Source organism: Aeromicrobium sp. Leaf291 (genome assembly GCF_001423365.1).
GTDB lineage: Bacteria > Actinomycetota > Actinomycetes > Propionibacteriales > Nocardioidaceae > Aeromicrobium.
The window spans coordinates 652,024-668,427 of record NZ_LMNM01000001.1 but is presented as its reverse complement, the minus strand read 5'-3'; the positions used below and the strand labels follow the sequence as shown (position 1 = coordinate 668,427).

At 72.8% G+C, this 16,404-nt stretch carries 15 protein-coding genes, 2 pseudogenes and 1 riboswitch; of the genes and pseudogenes, 6 read left to right on the top strand and 11 right to left on the bottom strand.

The features are described from left to right. Together ASF35_RS03380 and ASF35_RS03375 are read right to left on the bottom strand one after the other, a co-directional pair. Positions 1-636 (bottom strand): ECF transporter S component, encoded by a 636-nt coding sequence (locus ASF35_RS03380; RefSeq protein WP_055962763.1) that lies wholly within the window; start codon positions 634-636, stop codon positions 1-3. Continuing rightward, positions 626-736: riboswitch (TPP riboswitch) on the bottom strand. (Overlaps the previous gene by 11 nt.) A gap of 58 nt (positions 737-794) precedes the next feature. Then, positions 795-1,202: an ankyrin repeat domain-containing protein gene (locus ASF35_RS03375; RefSeq protein WP_055962759.1), complete on the bottom strand. Its 408-nt coding sequence runs from the start codon at positions 1,200-1,202 to the stop codon at positions 795-797. Positions 1,203-1,256: 54 nt separating this feature from the next. Here ASF35_RS03375 and ASF35_RS03370 point away from each other — a divergent pair, with 54 nt between their 5' ends. From ASF35_RS03370 to ASF35_RS03350, 5 genes and pseudogenes are all read left to right on the top strand, one after another. Next, entirely contained in the window at positions 1,257-1,925 is a 669-nt protein-coding gene (locus tag ASF35_RS03370) for a GPP34 family phosphoprotein (RefSeq protein WP_055962756.1), read from the top strand. Positions 1,926-1,985: 60 nt separating this feature from the next. Next, positions 1,986-2,531, top strand: a complete 546-nt coding sequence (locus ASF35_RS03365; protein ID WP_055962753.1) for an NUDIX hydrolase family protein — start codon at positions 1,986-1,988, stop codon at positions 2,529-2,531. A gap of 42 nt (positions 2,532-2,573) precedes the next feature. Further along, on the top strand, positions 2,574-3,731 hold the full coding sequence (locus ASF35_RS03360) for an MFS transporter (protein WP_200931715.1): 1,158 nt from the start codon (positions 2,574-2,576) through the stop codon (positions 3,729-3,731). Positions 3,732-3,911: 180 nt separating this feature from the next. Further along, a pseudogene (locus ASF35_RS03355) lies at positions 3,912-6,761 on the top strand (heterodisulfide reductase-related iron-sulfur binding cluster); the annotation flags it as partial. Between the two features lie 455 nt (positions 6,762-7,216). Beyond that, a pseudogene (locus ASF35_RS03350) lies at positions 7,217-7,651 on the top strand (hypothetical protein); the annotation flags it as partial. A gap of 270 nt (positions 7,652-7,921) precedes the next feature. On the opposite strand, the gene ASF35_RS03345 reads toward ASF35_RS03350, so the two are convergent. Then, positions 7,922-8,659, bottom strand: a complete 738-nt coding sequence (locus ASF35_RS03345; RefSeq protein ID WP_055962746.1) for an MBL fold metallo-hydrolase — start codon at positions 8,657-8,659, stop codon at positions 7,922-7,924. Positions 8,660-8,780: 121 nt separating this feature from the next. Here ASF35_RS03345 and ASF35_RS03340 point away from each other — a divergent pair, with 121 nt between their 5' ends. Then, on the top strand, positions 8,781-10,580 hold the full coding sequence (locus ASF35_RS03340) for a CocE/NonD family hydrolase (protein WP_055962743.1): 1,800 nt from the start codon (positions 8,781-8,783) through the stop codon (positions 10,578-10,580). 5 nt (positions 10,581-10,585) lie between these two features. Here the strand turns inward: ASF35_RS03340 and ASF35_RS03335 are convergent, their stop codons facing one another. The 8 genes from ASF35_RS03335 to ASF35_RS03300 form a co-directional block, all read right to left on the bottom strand. Next, positions 10,586-11,338 carry a hypothetical protein gene (locus ASF35_RS03335; protein ID WP_055962741.1) on the bottom strand — a complete coding sequence of 251 codons (753 nt, stop codon included), beginning with the start codon at positions 11,336-11,338 and terminating at the stop codon, positions 10,586-10,588. Between the two features lie 57 nt (positions 11,339-11,395). After that, positions 11,396-11,728: a hypothetical protein gene (locus tag ASF35_RS03330; RefSeq protein WP_156367939.1), complete on the bottom strand. Its 333-nt coding sequence runs from the start codon at positions 11,726-11,728 to the stop codon at positions 11,396-11,398. 166 nt (positions 11,729-11,894) lie between these two features. Beyond that, positions 11,895-12,785 carry a carbohydrate kinase family protein gene (locus ASF35_RS03325; protein ID WP_055962735.1) on the bottom strand — a complete coding sequence of 297 codons (891 nt, stop codon included), beginning with the start codon at positions 12,783-12,785 and terminating at the stop codon, positions 11,895-11,897. A 3-nt stretch (positions 12,786-12,788) separates the two neighbouring features. Continuing rightward, on the bottom strand, positions 12,789-13,697 hold the full coding sequence (locus ASF35_RS03320; protein ID WP_055962731.1) for a pseudouridine-5'-phosphate glycosidase: 909 nt from the start codon (positions 13,695-13,697) through the stop codon (positions 12,789-12,791). Positions 13,698-13,715: 18 nt separating this feature from the next. Beyond that, a complete protein-coding gene (gene dcd / locus ASF35_RS03315; protein WP_055962728.1) occupies positions 13,716-14,291 on the bottom strand; it encodes a dCTP deaminase in 576 nt (191 codons plus the stop codon). An 80-nt stretch (positions 14,292-14,371) separates the two neighbouring features. Then, entirely contained in the window at positions 14,372-15,007 is a 636-nt protein-coding gene (locus ASF35_RS03310; protein ID WP_055966121.1) for a class I SAM-dependent methyltransferase, read from the bottom strand. Next, positions 15,004-15,699 (bottom strand): DUF2064 domain-containing protein, encoded by a 696-nt coding sequence (locus ASF35_RS03305; protein WP_055962725.1) that lies wholly within the window; start codon positions 15,697-15,699, stop codon positions 15,004-15,006. Before ASF35_RS03305 ends, ASF35_RS03310 begins: the two co-directional genes overlap by 4 nt. Continuing rightward, complete coding sequence (locus ASF35_RS03300; protein WP_055962721.1) at positions 15,696-16,364, bottom strand: glycosyltransferase family 2 protein; 669 nt, start codon at positions 16,362-16,364, stop codon at positions 15,696-15,698. The genes ASF35_RS03305 and ASF35_RS03300 overlap by 4 nt, the downstream gene beginning before the upstream one ends. Positions 16,365-16,404: the final 40 nt, after the last annotated feature.

The following is a 16,404-nucleotide window of genomic DNA, read 5'->3' as shown; positions in this document are numbered from 1 at the left end:
TCAGGCCTGCACGCCCTCTCCGGCGGCGTCGCGACCGGCGCCGAAGGAGTCGAGCGCCCCGGTGCCCGCGAGCGAGCGGACGAGCATCCAGCCGAGCAGACCGGCGACGACCGCTCCCGACACGGCGAAGAAGCCGAGGTGGGCGACCTTGTAGGCGAGGCCCCAGTCGACGTAGTAGAAGTTCCACTCGTAGACGGAGGCGAACACGGCCGACAGCACGCCCGCGAGGACGGCCACGCCGAGACCCCACCGGCGGTAGCGACCGAGGGCGAAGCCCAGCTCGGCGCCGGCGCCCTGCACGAGGCCCGAGAGCAGGACGGTGAAGCCCCACTCGGTGCCGCCGAGCACGAACATCGAGATCGCGGCGGCCACCACCTCGGTGCCGAACGCGGCACCCGGCCTGCGGATGACCAGCCCGCCGACGACCCCGGCGAGGAGCCAGCCGCCGCCGAGCAGCGCGCCGGCCGGCGGGTAGCCGATCGTCGCGGCCAGGTCGAGGAGGCCGTAGAGCTTCCCCCAGGCCCAGAAGATGACCCCGAACGCGACACCGAGCGACGCGATCGTGACGAGGTCGATGGTGCGATAGGACAGACGTGCCCGACCCTCGGTCGGTGTACGCGTGGATGCAGAACTCATCGTGACTCCCTTCGCCGGTGCTAACCGGCGCAGGTTCAAGGGTCTGCGGCTGATCCGCACTCTCAGCGCCCTCTGCGGCGGCGCTCCCCTGTCGTGGTGGTGCCAGCCTAGCCGCCCACGGGCCACCGCGCCCAGCCCGTCCGGGCCGTGAGCCGGGGTCAGGCCAGGAGGTCCTCGCGTCCGAACATCGCCGCGGTCTCGCGGGCCGTCGGGTGACCGGCGTCCGGATCGGCGCCGGCCTCGAGCAGGACCCGCACCACCGCGTCCTCGCCCTTGAACACCGCACCCGCCAGCGGGCTCTGGCCGCGGTCGTTCAGCGCGTCGACGACGGCGCCGCGGTCGGTGAGCGCGGCCACCGTCCCCGCGTGACCGTGGTAGGCCGCGAGCATGAGCAGCGTGTTGCCCGAGGCATCGGTGAGCTCGACCGGGACGCCCGCGTCGACGTGCTGCACCAACCGCTCGGTGCGACCCTCGCGGGCGTCGTCCAGCAGGTCCTGCGCCAGCGCCACGGCCCGCGGGTCGAGGGCCGTGTGGTCAGGGGTGGTGGCGTCGTCCGACGGGTCCATCCCTCGACCGTAGGGCGGGGTGACGTCGGTCGCAGGTCGGCCTACGCTCGAGGCATGACCGTGGCTCGCGACCTCCTGCTCGTGGCGCTCGACCCGGAGTCGGGCAAGGTGCGGCTGCCGTCGATGGCCGCCGAGCCCGCGCTCGGTGGCGCGGCACTCATCGACCTCGTGCTGCTCGGTCGCCTCGAGCTCGTGGGCACGGGACGGAAGGCCCGCGTGGCCGTCGCCGACCGCACGCCCGTGGACGATCCCGACCTGCAGGCCGCCTTCGAGCGCGTCTGGCAGAAGGGCCACCAGGCGCCGAAGGCGATCGTGACCCGCCTGGGCAAGAAGCAGCGCAAGGCCGTGCTCGCGTCCCTGGAGGCCGACGGGCTCGTGCGGGACGAGCAGCGCCGCGTGCTGGGCATCCGGCTGGAGCGGTACGAGCTCGTCGACGTCGCACGACGCGACCAGCTCGTCGGCGCGATGCGGCAGGTGCTCCTGCACGACCAGCCGGCCGACCAGGTCACGGGTCCGCTCGTCGGCCTGCTCCTGGCCGCCGACCAGCTCGGGCTCGTGGTGGAGAAGCGGGAGAGGAAGGCCGCGAAGGCGCGGGCCAAGGTCGTCGCCGACGGCGACTGGGCCAGCGAGGGCGTCCGCAAGGCGATCCAGGACGCCCAGGCCGCCATGACCGCCGCGATGACGGCCAGCATCGCGGCCTCCACCACCGCGTCGAGCTCCTGACGAGGGGCCGTCCCGCCGGGGCGGCACGGCTGACGCCCACGCGTGGGGGAGGATGAGGCCATGGCGTCCGTCCGCACCCCTGACCCCAATCCCGGCTGGCTCTCCGAGATCGCGCTCGACGAGACCCGCTCGCGCGTGCCGATCCTCTACGTCGAGGGGATCCCCGTCCGGGTGGACGCCCACGGCCAGGTCGAGCACCTGGGTCTGCTGCTGCGTGGTTCACCCACCACCGGGGCCATGACGCGCACCTTCGTCTCCGGACGCGTCACCCACGGCGAGTCGGTGCGCGACGCGCTGCTGCGCAACCTCGAGAAGGACCTCGGCCCCACCGCCTTCCCGCAGCTGTCGGCGTCGATCGTGCCGTTCACGGTGGCCGAGTACTTCCCGCTGCCGGGTGTCACGCCCCTGCACGACCCCCGCCAGCACGCGGTGGCGCTCGTGTACGTCGTGCCGGTCACGGGTGAGTGCAACCCGCGCCAGGACGCCCTCGAGCTCAGCTGGATGACGCCCGAGCAGGCCCTCGACCCGGCCGTCCTCGACGAGATGGAGGGCGGGCGCGGGATGCTCGTCCGGCAGGCCCTCGCCCACGTCGGCGCCCTGGCCTGACCCCCCTGCCGGCACCGGTCGGCGCGGGCGGACCATGGTCCGGTGACCACCCCGAACCGCTGGTTGATGCTCGCGGTCGGCATGCTCGCGCAGGCGTCGGGGACGGTGGCCGCGAACGCCGCCGTCTTCCTCATCCCCTACCTGCACCTCGAGCGGGGACTCCCCCTCCCGCAGGCCGGCGCGCTGGCGTCCGCCTCGCTGCTCGGCACCACCGTCTCGCTCGTGGCGTGGGGCGTCGTCGTCGACCGGTGGGGTGAGCGACTGACCCTCACGCTCGGTCTGGTGGTCACGACCGGCGGCACCGTCGCCGCCGCGTTCGTGGACGGCTACCCCGCCCTGGCGGCGTGCTGGTTCGTCGCCGGCGTGGGCGTGGCCAGCTCCAACGCCGCCAGCGGTCGACTCGTGGTGGGCTGGTTCCCGGCCGAGCGCCGCGGCACCGCCATGGGGGTGCGCCAGACCGCGCTCCCGCTCGGGGTCGGGGCCGCGGCGGTCTTCGTTCCGACGACGGTGCAGGCCACCGACCTGCGCACGACGCTGCTGTGCATCGCCGCTCTCAACGCGGTGGTCCTCGTGGCCTGCGCCCTGCTGGTGGTCGATCCACCACGACGGTCCCGCGCCGACGCCGACGACGCAGGCGAGACGGGCAGCCCCTACCGGGGCGACGTCACGCTCGTGCGCATCCACGCCGCGTCGGCCCTGCTGGTCGTCCCGCAGTTCACCGTGTGGACCTACATGCTCGTCTGGCTCATCGACGAGCGCGGCTGGGCCGCCGGCGCAGCCGGTGTGCTCGTGGCGTCCACCCAGCTGCTCGGCTCTGCCGGCCGCATCGGGGTGGGCTGGTGGTCCGACCGGGTGGGCAGTCGCATGGGACCCATGCGGATCGTCGCGGTCGGGGCGGCGCTGACGATGCTGGCGCTCGGCGTGCTCGAGCCGACGCCCCTGGCCGTCGTCCTCGTCGTCGTTGCCACGGTCGTGACCGTCGCCGACAACGGCCTGGCCTTCACCGCCGTGGCCGAGCGGGCCGGGCCGTGGTGGTCGGGCAAGGCGCTGGGCGTCCAGAACACCGGCCAGTACCTGGTGAGCGCGGCCGTCCCGCCGGTCGTCGGGGTCACCGTGGCCGGGCTGGGCTACGGGTGGGCGTTCGCGCTCGTGGCCCTCTTCCCGCTCGTCGCGATCCCGCTCGTCCCGCGCGATCGATGACGAACGACTCACACCACGCCGACAGGACAAGGCGGCGCCGCCCGGGATAGCCTTTACCTACCCACCGGTAACCGACCGCTGACCTGCACGACCTTTGGGTGGCCTTACCCCGCGGACCCGCTCGCGAGGGGCTACTGTCAGCCCAACTGTCACGGTCGTCGCCCCAAGGATTGAGGCTCCATGCAGCTCGTCGCGATCATCGTCTCGTTGGCCGTCACGGCCATCACGATCCCCGTCACGGTCGTCGCCGTGCGCCGGATGACCGCCGTCATCCGTGCCGGTGGCCCGGCACCCGGCCGCACGGACGACCCCGCCGCGCGCACGGTGAACATGCTCAAGGAGACGTTCCTCCACACGCGCATGCTCCAGTGGAGCTGGATCGGTGCCCTGCACTGGTTCGTCTACCTCGCGTTCCTGGTGCTCGCGACGGCCGTCGCCCAGGCGTTCTTCCAGCTGTTCGACCCGGAGTTCGTCTGGCCGATCATCGGCCACTTCTTCCTCTACGAGTGGATCAGCGAGGCCATCGGCCTGCTCGGCGCGCTCGCGATCATCCCACTGGCGGTCTACCGCCAGGTCAAGCACCCCAAGCGCCTCCAGCGCCAGAGCCGGTTCTTCGGCTCGCGGATGGGTCAGGCCTACTTCGTCGAGTTCATGGTCTTCCTCGAGAGCGCCGCGATCCTGTTCATCCGCGGCGCCGAGTACAACCTGCTGCAGGCCCGCGGCGGTGAGGACTCCGAGTACGCCACCGGCTTCCACTTCCCGATCGCCCAGTTCTTCGGCAACCTCTACCCGACCGGCGCCGAGAACATCGACACCCTCGAGAACATCATCGTCGTCATCGCGATGATCAAGGTGACGTCGGCGATGATCTGGCTGCTCGTCATCTCCACCAACCTGACGATGGGCATCGCCTGGCACCGCTTCACCGCCTGGCCGAACATCTGGTTCAAGCGCGAGTCCGACGGTGGCACGGCCCTCGGCGGCCTCGAGCCCATCCGCATCAACGGCAAGGCCCTCGACATGGAGGCCATGGAGGACCTCGAGGAGGAGGACTTCGAGAAGCTCGGCGTCGGCAAGGTCGAGGACTTCTCCTGGAAGGGCCTGCTCGACTTCACGACCTGCACCGAGTGCGGTCGCTGCCAGAGCCAGTGCCCCGCCTGGAACACCGAGAAGCCCCTCAGCCCCAAGCTCCTGGTCATGGGCCTGCGCGAGCACGCCTACGCCAAGATCCCCGCCCTGGCGATCCCCGAGGACGAGCGCACCGAGGAGCAGCAGAAGGAGGTCGAGCGTCCGCTCATCGGCGACGAGGAGATGTACGGCGTCATCGACCCCGACGTCCTGTGGTCGTGCACCAACTGCGGCGCGTGCGTGCAGCAGTGCCCCGTCGACATCGAGCACGTCGACCACATCGACGACATGCGCCGCTTCCAGGTGCTCGTGGAGTCCAACTTCCCCGCCGAGCTCAACAACATCTTCAAGGGCCTGGAGCGCAAGGGGAACCCGTGGGGCATGAACCCCAAGCACCGCATGGACTGGGCCAAGGACCTCGACTTCGAGGTCAAGCAGGTCGGCGTGGACGTGGAGAGCCTCGACGAGGTCGAGTGGCTGTTCTGGGTCGGCTGCGCCGGCGCCTTCGAGGACCGCGCCAAGAAGACCACGCAGGCCGTGGCCGAGCTGCTGAACACCGCCGGCGTCGACTTCGCCGTCCTCGGTGACGGCGAGACCTGCACCGGCGACCCCGCGCGTCGAGCCGGCAACGAGATCGTCTTCATGCAGCTGGCCATGGAGAACGCCGAGGTGCTCAAGGAGACCAAGGCCAAGAAGGTCGTCTCCACCTGCGCCCACTGCTTCAACTCGCTCAAGAACGAGTACGCCGAGTTCGGCGTCGAGCTCGAGGTCGTGCACCACACGCAGCTGCTCAACCGCCTCGTGCGCGAGGGCAGGCTGACGCCGGTGGCCGGCAAGGCCGGTGCCGCCGCGGCCGAGCCCGAGAAGACGATCACCTACCACGACCCCTGCTTCCTCGGCCGTCACAACCAGGTCTACGAGGCGCCGCGCGAGCTGCTCAGCGTCATCCCCGGCGCGAAGTTCGCCGAGATGCCGCGCAACTCCGAGCGCTCCTTCTGCTGCGGCGCCGGTGGCGCGCGCATGTGGATGGAGGAGAACCTCGGGTCGCGGATCAACGTGAACCGCACGCAGGAGGCCGTGGCCACCGGTGCCGACCAGATCGCCGTGGGCTGCCCGTTCTGCCGCGTCATGCTGTCGGACGGCCTGACCGCCCAGCAGGCGGCAGGCGAGGCCCGCGAGGAGGTCGAGGTGCTCGACGTCGCGCAGATGCTGCTCGCCGCCGTGAAGCGTGCTCCCGAGCCGACGGCCGAGGAGTCCGCCGACGTCGTCGACGAGGCCGAGGCGGCCACCGCCGCGGCCGCGGCGGCCGGGTCGACGGACCAGGCCACGGACGCCGAGCCCGACGCGACCGACCAGGCCGACGACGCCTCGATCAGCGACACCGAGGTCGCCGCGCCGGCCGCGGACGCCCACGAGGAGCCCGAGGCGACCGACGTCCCCGACGACGAGCCGCAGGACGAGCCCGCCACGACGTCGCGCGAGGAGGACGTCGAGGTCGCCGCCAAGCACAACATGGACGTCGACGACCAGGGTCGAGCCGCCGACACCTCCGGCGACGCCGGCCAGGCGCCCGGTGCGGACGAGGTCGAGGCGGACGACGCGAAGGCCTCGACCGAGAGCGACGAGTCCGGGGACGCGACGCCCGACGAGGCGCCCGCCGCCGAGACGTCGAAGGCCGACGAGACTGGCGCCGACGGTGACGAGTCCGAGACCGAGAAGGACGAGCCCGTCCAGGTCGACGCCCCGCCGCAGCCGGCCAAGCCCGCCACCGACGGCAAGGCCGAGGAGGGTGGGGACGAGCCGAAGGCCGAGTCCACCACCTCGTCCGACGGTGCCCCCGAGCCCGACCCGGAGCCCGAGCCCGGCGACACCACCGACCCCGAGGTCGAGACCGTCCCGAGCNGAGCCGAAGGCCGAGTCCACCACCTCGTCCGACGGTGCCCCCGAGCCCGACCCGGAGCCCGAGCCCGGCGACACCACCGACCCCGAGGTCGAGACCGTCCCGAGCAATGGTGCTGGGGGCGACGACGAGGCCGGCCCGGCCACCGACGACGAGCCCGCACCCGCCGAGGACGAGCCCGTTGACGGCGACGCGCGCGAGGAGGAGGCCGACGCCGCCGGTGACGTCCAGGCCAAGGCCGACACCGACGGTGGGGAGTCCGAGACCGAGAAGGACGAGCCCGTCCAGGTCGACGCTCCCTCGCAGCCGGCCAAGCCCGCCACCGACGACAAGGCCGAGGAGGGTGGGGACGAGCCGAAGGCCGAGTCCACCACCTCGTCCGACGGTGCCCCCGAGCCCGACCCGGAGCCCGAGCCCGGCGACACCACCGACCCCGAGGTCGAGACCGTCCCGAGCNGAGCCGAAGGCCGAGTCCACCACCTCGTCCGACGGTGCCCCCGAGCCCGACCCGGAGCCCGAGCCCGGCGACACCACCGACCCCGAGGTCGAGACCGTCCCGAGCGATGGTGCTGAGGGCGACGACGAGGCCAGCCCGGCCACCGACGACGAGCCCGCACCCGCCGAGGACGAGCCCGTCGACGGCGGCGCGCGCGAGGAGGAGGCCGACGCCACCGACGTGGAGGCCAAGGCCGACACCGACGGAACCGGCGCGGCCAAGGACGAGGCACCGTCGGAGGTCGTCGCCGTCGAGGACGCGCCGAACGCCGACCCGGAGTCCGACGACGTCGCGCCGCTGAGCGACGCGAACCCGTCGGGCACGGACGTCTCGACCGCGGCCACCGACGCGGCCAAGGACGAGGAGCCCCAGGGCGAGGACGAGCCCAAGGCCTGACGCACGACCGATCCCAGCCGAGAGGGCGCCCGCACCACGCGGGCGCCCTCTCGTCGTCTTCGTCCCCGTGCCACGCCCCGACAGGCGGACGGGAGCCGTCGCACGGTGCCGGCCGCGGGAGGTAGGTGGCCCGCGCAACCCCGGCACCCCGAGGTAGGTGCCACGCGGATACGCGCCTCCTATCCGCGCGCCACCTACCTCTGACGAGTCGATTCCGCGCGCCACCTACCTCTGACGAGTCGATTCCGCGCGCCACCTACCTCTGACGAGTCAAGGCCGGGGGGAGAGGGCCTGGTCGACGGCGTCGCCCAGGGGGCCGCGCCAGGCCGGGCCATGACCGGGGGCGATGGTGTCGGCGTCGAGGCCGCGCAGCCGCACCAGCGAGCGCTCCGCCTGCACGCCGTCGGCCGTGAAGAAGCCGGGCAGCTGCTGGGGGCCGCGCCGACGCGAGATCGCGTGGCCCGTCACCAGGGCGTCGCCGGTGACGAGCACGCCGGCCGCGGGGAACAGGTACGCCGCGTGTCCGCTGGTGTGGCCCGGCGTGTGCACCGGGACCGGGGCGCCCGGCACGTCGAGCGGCGCACCGTCGGTCCACGCGCGGGCGTGGGCGAAGGTCTGGTGCGACGTCGCGCCCAGCCGGGAGATCCGGGCAGCCCACAGCGCCGTCCGCGGGCGCCAGGCCCGACGCGCGACGTCGAGGGTGGTGGCCGACTCGGCCCGCTCCCCCGTCGCGTTCGGCACCTCGTCGGCGTGCATCAGCACCGGCACCCCGTGGTGCTCCCACCAGCGCGCCACGCTGCCGACGTGGTCGACGTGCGCGTGCGTCACCAGCACGGCCGAGACGTCGCCGGGCACGAGACCGAGCTCCCGCACCGTCGCGTCAAGCCGGTCCGCGTCCCCGGGGTAGCCGGTGTCGACGACCGTCAGGGCGTCGCCGTCCTGCACCAGCACCCAGTTGACGTCCGTGCCGCCGGACAGGTGCACCCCGTCACCGATCTGCGTGAGCATGCGTCGACGCTACCCCCGCAGGCGTCAGCGTTGGCAGCCCCGAGTCGGGACCTTCGTCCCCGTGACCCACCTCACGGTTGCTCGTTGCAACCTGTACCCGCGTACCAGTCGAGGAGCCACCGTGCGTCGAGCCGTCCTGACCGCCCTGTCCGCCGTCCTCGTCCTGGCCGGGCTCGCCGCCGCACCCACCGCCACGGCTGCTGCCGCGCCGTACACCGTCACCTCGCTGTGGTTCCGCGTGACCGTCGGGGAGAAGAACGACCAGAAGTGCACCATCGTGGCCGACCAGTACCTGCCCCGCACGGCCACGGCGAGGAAGCCGGTGCCGGCCATCCTCACGACCAACGGCTTCGGCGGCTCCAAGGACGACCAGGCCGGTCTCGGACGCCTCTTCGCCTCCCGCGGCTACGCCGTCATCAGCTACTCCGGGCTCGGCTTCGGCGGCTCGGGCTGCCCGATCTCCCTCGACGATCCCGCGGTCGACGGCAAGGCCGCCAGCCAGATCATCGGCTACCTCGGCGGCGCCACCGGCACGGCCTACCTCGACGCCGGCCTCACGAAGAAGGCGCCCGCCCTGACGGTCGTGAAGCGCGACGCGAGGAACCAGCTCGGGACGGTCTCGCGGAACGACCCACGCGTGGGCATGGTCGGCATCTCCTACGGCGGTGGCATCCAGTTCGCCACCGCCGCCATCGACCCGCGCCTCGACACGATCGTCCCCGGCGCCACGTGGAACGACCTCAGCTACTCCCTCTCGCCCAACAACACCTCCCAGACCGGGGTCAGCTCGGCCACCCCCGGTGCCGCCAAGCTCGTCTGGGCGCTCGGCTTCGTCGGCAAGGGCGCTCTCGACGGCTTCACCGGAGCGCCGCAGGACCCCTCTCGCATCGCGGGCTGCCCGAACTTCGTGGCGTTCGTGTGCCCGGCCGTGGTCACCGCCGGCGTCACCGGGACGCTCGACCAGGGCACCGTGCAGGAGCTGCGCAGGCGCTCCGTGGCCAGCTACGTGAAGCAGGTGCGCATCCCCACCCTCCTGCTGCAGGGTCAGTCGGACACGCTGTTCAACCTCAACGAGGGCACCGCCACCTTCCAGGCGCTCCGGAAGCAGAAGGTGCCCACCAAGCTCGTGTGGATCAACGGCGGCCACTCCGGCCCCAACGCGCCGGGCGAGATCGACTTCGACGCCCCGAGCATCTCCGGCCAGCACCTCACCGCGCGCCTCAGCGCCTGGTTCGACCACTACCTCAAGGGGCAGAAGACCGACACCGGGCCGCTGTTCTCCTACTTCCGCGACTGGGTCCCCTACACCGGCAACGCCCGTCCGGCGTACGCGACGAGCTCGACGTTCCCCATCGGCTCACGCACGCCGTTCTACCTCTCCGGCACGGCACTCACGCGCTCGAAGGGTGCCGTGGCGAAGGGGTCGCAGACCCTGCTCACGGGACCCGCCGGCGCACCCACCTCCCTCGGCACGATCGACGTCGTCGGCTCGCAGGTGCCGATCGCGCTGCCGGAGCTGGACCTGCCCGGGACGTCCGCGAGCTGGACCACCCCCGCCCTCACGGCGCCGCTGACGGTCGTGGGCTCCCCCACGCTCGACCTGTCCGTCACCGCACCCACCGCGGCTCTCACACAGGCCCTCGACGCCGGCAAGGTCGTGGTCTTCGTGAAGGTCCTCGACGTGGGCCCCGACGGCAAGGGCACCGTCGTGCGCGACCTCGTCGCGCCGGTGCGGGTGCCCGACGCCGGGCAGCCGTTCACCGTGACCCTCCCCGGCATCGCGCACCGCTTCGAGAAGGGTCACGCCCTGCGCCTCGTGGTCGCCGGCGGTTCGGTCAACTACCGCGGCGGCCTCGTCTCGGCGCCGGTGACGATCACGACCGGATCGGCGGACCAGGTGCTCACGCTGCCGCTCGTCTGAGCAGGTCAGGCGCAGCCGACGGCACCGAGCGCGGCGAGTCCCACCCGGTCGCCCGGGCCCCAGGCGTCGCGCGGGCTGCTCGGGTGCATGAGCTCTCCGAGGTCGTCGACGTGGTCGAGGCCGAGCACGTGGGCCAGCTCGTGCATGAGCACCCCGGTCGCGACGTCGCCACCGTTCCCTCGGCGCACCAGGTCGGGGGCGTCGAGCATGATCTCGCCGGTCACGTAGGTGCGGCGGTCGTCCCGCTCGACCCAGGTGCTGCCGCCGAGACCGCCCACGCGACCCTCCAGCTCGGCGACCTCGTCGGCGTCGGTCCAGCTGATCTGCACCGGACGCCAACCCTCCCCGTCCTCGGGGTCGTCCTCATGCGCGAGCGGCGCGTCGGTGGTCGTGCCGACGACCCGCAGGTCGAGCCCGCTGGCGTCCTCCACCTCCGCCACGGCCCTCCGGAGCACCGCGTCGGCGTCATCTGGGGCGCGTCGCTCGTTGACGACGATCCGCACGGGCGTGCACGGGTCGTAGGCCACCGGCGTCTCACCGTCGGCCTGCGTCTGCAGGAACGCGTACGACCCGCCCCCGGGAGCCGCGCGGGTCTGGCCGGACGTGGCGGAACCCCGGTCGGGGAAGACCGTGCCGGTGGACTCCGGGGCGATCACGATCCACGCCATGAGCACGCCGAGCATTCCCACCAGCACGCTCACCGCGAGGACGGCACGCGAGCGCGGGTCGCGCCGCCACGAGACGCCCTGTCCTGTCACCCGGACAGGATGACACCGCATGGCCCACGAGTCAGGGCGAGTGGTGGCGAGCGACGCTCAGCGCGGGACCAGCGGCACGCCGTCGGCGCCGGCGACGAAGGTGTAGCCGGAGGCCCCGGGGGAACGCTCGAGGATGCTGACGAACCAGTCACCGGGCCCCGGCGCCGCCACGGTCACCCGGTCCGGAGCAGCGTCGTGGTCGGCGTACGTGGTGACGACGCCGCCCCGGAAGTCGCGGGCGTCCTCGGGCGAGCGGTAGTAGGCCACCACGTACACGCGGTGACCGGTGGCGGCCACGTGCTCGGTCCCCTCGACGATCACCCGCCGCCGAACCGGCGCCGAGCGCGGTCCCCGGACGTGGCGGCGTCGAGCCGGCAGCGCGAGCGACATGATCCCCTCCCTCGTGAGGCCGATCCCTGGGCGGTCCCACGGATCGATGAAACCTCAACCACCCGCGTTCTGGCCAGCGATTCTCGAAGAACTGTCACGGAACCGCAATAAATGGCCCGATAGGACTACTGATTCCGCAACTTCCGGGCAAGTTCGCGCCGGATGCTCACCGCGGGGGTCGCGCGCCGAGCGCGGCGATGCACCGCTCCGCGGCCGACCGGCCGGCCTCCAGGGCCGGCACGGGGTCGTGCCGACGCACCCACACCGACAGGAACCCGGCCGCGAAGGCGTCGCCGGCTCCCGTCGTGTCCACGACCGACGTGCGGGGCGCGGTCAGCTGCTCGCGCACGGGTGCACCGTCGACGGAGCCGATGAAGGCCGCGCCCATCGAGCCGAGCGTCACCACCACCGCCCCGAAGCGACCCGCCAGGGCGTCGAGGTCGATCTGCGGCCCGCGCGCGTCGACGAGGACGCGCGCCTCGTCGATGTTGGGGAACGCGAGGTCGGCGCCGTCGACCCAGTCGAGGAACGTCGCCCCGCCGCACGCCCGCAGGAACGACACCGTGCTGGGGTCGATGCTGACCCCGGCGCCTCGTGCCCTCGCCTGCGCCACGAGCCCGAGGGCCATCGACCGGGTGCCCTCGTCGAAGAACGAGTAGCCGGTGAGGTGCAGCCAGGTCACGCCGTCCCAGGCCTCGGGCGGGACGTCGGCCGCCCCCAGCCGCGTGTTCGCACCCCTGTCGACGAACATCGTCCGCTCCCCGACCTCGTCGAGCTGCAGCAGGATGGTGGCGGTCGGCAGCTCGGGGTCGGCCGCCAGGCGGACGTCCACGCCGTGCGCCTGCAGGGCCGCCGCGTGGCGCTCGACCGCGTCGGCGCCGACCCGGCCCACGAACCGGGTCGGGACGCCGAGGCTGCCCAACCACGCCGCCACGTTGGCCGCCGAGCCACCGGGTGCCATCCGGATGGTCGCCGGCGTGTCGCTCGCCGGGGTGACCTCGGCGAGCGGCTGCACGCTGATGTCGTCGACCACGTCGCCGACGACCAGGATCGTCATCGGCTACAGCGCGGCCCAGGCCGACGCGATGTCGGCCGCCACCCTGATGTTGTTCTCGACGATCCGCAGGTTCACGGACAGGCTCTCCCCGTCGGTGAGCTCGACGATGGTCGAGAGCAGGAAGGGGGTGACCTCCTTGCCCTCGATGCCCTTCTCCTCGCAGCGGCGCAACGCCTCGGCGAGCACCCGGTCGTGCAGGTCGGGGTCGAGCTGCTCATCGACGGGGAGCGGGTTGGCCACGACGATCGCGCTGCACAGCTCCAGCTGCTCGCGCGACTCCATGACCGCGGCGACGGCGCCGCCGTCGGGCACCGTCCAGTCCAGCGGCTCGCCGGACGACCGCAGCCAGAAGCTCGGGAACTCCTGCGTGCCGTAGCCGAGCACCGTGATGCCGAGGGACTCCATGCGCTCCAGCGTCGCGCCGATGTCGAGGACCGACTTCACGCCCGCGGAGACGACCGTGATCGGCACCTCCGAGAGCGCCTTCAGGTCGTTGGACTCGTCGAAGGTGCTGCCCGCTCCTCGGTGCACCCCTCCCAGGCCGCCGGTGGCGAAGACCCGGATGCCCGCGTGGTCGGCGATGAACGACGTGGCCGCCACCGTCGTGGCACCGCTGCCACCGCGAGCCAGCACCACGGGCAGGTCGCGCATGCTCAGCTTGGCGACGTCCTCGGAGGCGACCCGCTCCAGCTCGGCGTCGGTCAGCCCGGCCTTCAGCTGGCCGTCGAGCACCGCGATCGTGGCCGGGACCACGCCGCGATCGCGCAGCATCTGCTCGAAGTGCCGCGCGGCCACGAGGTTGTCGGGGCGGGGCAGGCCGTGGGAGATGATCGTCGACTCCAGGGCCACGACCGGACGCCCGGCCGACAGTGCCTCGGAGACCTCGGTGCTGATCGAGAGGGGTAGGGACATGGGGGATCGCCCTCGGCTCTAGATGCGTGTCTGGTGGAAGTTGGCGTGGGACCGCGACGCCGTCGGTCCGCGCTGCCCCTGGTAGCGGGACCCGTACTTGGCCGATCCGTACGGGTTCTCGGCCGCCGAGGACAGCCGGAAGAAGCAGAGCTGGCCGATCTTCATGCCCGGGTAGAGCTTGATCGGCAGCGTGGCGACGTTGGCCAGCTCGAGCGTCACGTGGCCCGAGAAGCCGGGGTCGATGAAGCCCGCCGTGGAGTGGGTCAGCAGGCCGAGCCGACCGAGCGACGACTTGCCCTCGAGGCGGGCCGCGACGTCGTCGGGCAGCGTCACGAGCTCGTAGGTGGACCCGAGGACGAACTCGCCCGGGTGCAGCACGAACGTCTCGTCGCCCTCGACCTCGACGGGGCGCGTGAGGTCGGACTGGTCGGCTGCCGGGTCGATGTGCGGGTACTTGTGGTTGTCGAACACCCGGAAGAACTTGTCGAGCCGCACGTCGATGCTCGACGGCTGGATCATCGAGCGCTCGAGCGGGTCCAGACCCACGCGTCCCGCATCGATCTCGGCCAGGATGTCGCGGTCGCTCAGCAGCACGGCAGCAACGTAACCCATCGCGGGAGCGCGAGCGACCAAGGCGCCCGGTCCCGGACGGGGCGGGGCGACGAGCGGCGTCGTCAGGACGCGAGGGGTCGTTGGAGCTCGGCGACCCAGCGGCCGTCGGCAGACAGCGTGCGGGTGTGCTGCAGGTGCGCCCGCTGGGCGAGCCAGGGGACCGCGTCCAGACCGACCACGGCCCACGGGAACGGCTCTCCGAGGGTGCCGTCGACGCGCAGGCGGCGCGACTCCTGCAGGATCGCCCCGTGCTCCTCGACCTCGACCAGCACGGTGCCGCCCGGCACGACGAGCTCTCCGACGCGGCGCAGCAGACGGTCGGGACGGCCGCCGATGCCGATGTTGCCGTCGGCCAGCAGCGCGTGCTGCCAGCCGCCCTCCCCGGGCAGCCGCTCGAACAGGTCGCGCCGCAGCACGAGGGAGCCCCGGGCGCGGGCCAGCCCGATCGCCGAGCGCGAGCTGTCGACCCCGAGCGCGTCGAGGCCCCGCGCCAGCAACGCCTGCACGAGCCGACCCGGACCGCAGCCCAGGTCGAGCGTGGGTCCGACGCACGGGTCCACGAACAGCGTCAGGTCGGCAGCGTCGGCGTCGGCGGCCCAGCGGTGGACCGCCAGACGCTCCTCGGCGCCGTGGTCGTCGACGAAGTGCGAGTCACCGGACGTGAAGACCGGGTCGAACAGCGAGTCGTCGAGCGTCATGCCACCGCCTCCGCGCATCGGGCGACGGCCGCGGCGAACCGCGAGCCGGGCACGTCGGCGGCGACGCGCTGGGCGTCGGGCCACTCGTCGACGTCGAGCAGGGGGCGGAGCAGGTGCACGTCGCCGCCCAGCGCCTCGACCGTCCGGGTGCCCGTGTCGCCGCGCGACATCGGCACCGCACGCAGCGCGTCGGCGTGCGTGGGATCAGGCAGCCCGAGGAGCCACCAGCCACCGTCCTCGGCCGGGCCCAGCACCTGCGTGCCGTCGCGGACGAGCTCGCCCGCTGTGACCAGGTCGTCGGAGGTGACCTGGGGGGTGTCCATGCCGATCTGCACGGTGCCCCACGCGGGACCGGACGCCGACAGCACGCCGCCGGCGTCGACGTGGGCGTGCGCCAGGCGGGCACCGAAGTCGTCGCCGCGCTGGGGCACCACGGTCACCCGGGCCAGTGCGTCCTGGACGGCACGCGACCGTGCGGCCTGCTCGAGGTCACCGGTCAGCGCGACCACGACCGGCCAGCCGGTCACGTCGTGGGCGGACGAGACGGCGTCGAGGGTGTCGAGCAGGGCGGCGGCGGCCACGTCGGCGGCCCGCTGCGGGCCGGCCACGCGACCGAGCCGCGTCTTGGCCAGACCCGGAACGGGCGCCTTGGCCACGACGAGCAGCACGGGGACGATCGTTCCGCTGTTCATCGCAGCACCTTCGCGAAGTCCTGCACGACGCGCGCGGTGCCCTTGACGGAGCCCGAGACCTTCGAGCGGGTCCCGGCGGCGCGCGGGCGGTAGTCGATGTCGAGCTCACGGACGGTCCAGCCGGCGCGCGAGGCCTTGACCATCAGCTCGAGCGGGTACCCGAAGCGTCGGTCGCGGACGTCGAGGTCGAGCAGGTCCTGGCGGCGGCACACCCGCATGGGCGCGAGGTCGTGGATGCCGAAGCCACTGGATCGGCGGATCCACGTGGCCAGGGCCAGCGTGCCGGCACGGGCGTGCCACGGCCACACGCCGCGGGCGACGGGCCGACGTCGGCCCACCGCCATCGTCACGCCGCCGTCACGCACGGCGTCGAGCATGGGGAGCAGGTCGACGAGCCGCATGGAGTCGTCGCCGTCGATCACGCCGACGTACTCGGCGGTGGCGGCCTCGATGCCCGCGTGGACAGCGGCCCCGTACCCGGGTCGGGGCTCGTGCACGACGCGCGCGCCGAGCTCGCGAGCCACGTCGGCGGTGCCGTCGGTCGAGCCGTTGTCGACCACGATCGGGCGGAGCCCGGCGGGGAGGTCACGCAGCACGAGGGGCAGCGCCGCGGCCTCGTCACGGCACGGGATCACGACGTCGCACGCCCCGAGGTGATCCTGCATCCCCCGAACCTAAGCCGCGCAGGGCCCGCTCGCACGTCAA